General features: G+C 63.2%; 1 protein-coding gene. It reads right to left on the bottom strand.

What is annotated here, in order from left to right; genetic code table 11:
- Window positions 1–27: 27 nt before the first annotated feature.
- Window positions 28–861 carry an IS5 family transposase gene (locus tag NKJ06_RS35540; RefSeq protein WP_352812600.1) on the bottom strand — a complete coding sequence of 278 codons (834 nt, stop codon included), beginning with the start codon at window positions 859–861 and terminating at the stop codon, window positions 28–30.
- Window positions 862–963 lie beyond the last annotated feature (102 nt).

The raw sequence follows: 963 nt of genomic DNA, 5'->3' as shown, positions 1-963 counted from the left end.
CCTCTTAGAGCCTGACTCGAAACTCGGTTACGCACGACGCGGAGCTGCCATGCGGCGAAGCATGAGGCGGATCGAGGCGATGAAGATCCACGCCTCGGCGCTGGCGATGGTCGCCTCGAAGTCTTTGGCGAGCCGGCGACAACGTCCCAGCCAGGCGAAAGTTCGCTCGACGACCCATCGTCGCGGCAGCACCTCGAAGCCCTTGGCCGTGTCGGAGCGCTTGATGATTTCGATGGTCCATGTGCCGAGATTGGCCAGAGCCTGCGTCAGTTTTTCTCCGGCATAGCCGCCGTCGGCGAACAGATGGCGCAACCAGGGGTAAAGCCGTCGAATGGAGGCGATGACGCCGACTGCCCCATCCCTGTCCTGGATGTCGGCCGTATGCACCGTCAATCCGACCAAGTGCCCCTCGGTGTCGGTAATGATATGGCGCTTGCGGCCTTTGAGCTTCTTGCCGGCGTCGTAACCACGCAAACCGGCAACGTCCGTGGTCTTTGCCGATTGGCTGTCGATGACGCCGGCGCTCGGGCTCGCCTCGCGACCGAGGGCGAGGCGTGCCGCAGCCACCAAGTGGAAGTTGATGGTCTTCCACAGCCCGTTGTCCCGCCAGGCATAGAAATAGCGTTGAACCGTCGAAACCGGCGGGAACCGGTCCGGCAATGCCCGCCACTGGCAGCCGGTCCAGGCGATGTAGAGGAGCGCGTCCACGACCGCCCGAAGTTCTGTCGTCCGCGGTCGTCCCGTCGCCTTCGTTCCCGGCAGGAACGGCTCGATCAACTCCCATTCCTTGTCCGTCAACGCGTTTGCATCCCGCTGCCCCGCGCGGCAATATCGCCGGCGGGTGGTCTCCGTCCAACCCATGTCGTGATCCCGTTCAAGTCTAGACAACTCAAGCGAATCACAACGGACGGGGCCACTCAACCGCTTCCACGCCCAATCCCGAGTTTCGGGTCAGGCTCTTAG

Source organism: Mesorhizobium sp. M0293 (genome assembly GCF_040321735.1).
GTDB lineage: Bacteria > Pseudomonadota > Alphaproteobacteria > Rhizobiales > Rhizobiaceae > Mesorhizobium.
The sequence above is the reverse complement of the archived record's forward strand: the minus strand, read 5'-3'. Positions and strand labels throughout refer to the sequence as shown.

What these genes read in the sequence shown, in the direction of transcription:
- NKJ06_RS35540 (WP_352812600.1), bottom strand. Translation starts at nt 861, where the DNA reads ATGGGTTGGACGGAGACCACCCGCCGGCGATATTGCCGCGCGGGGCAG.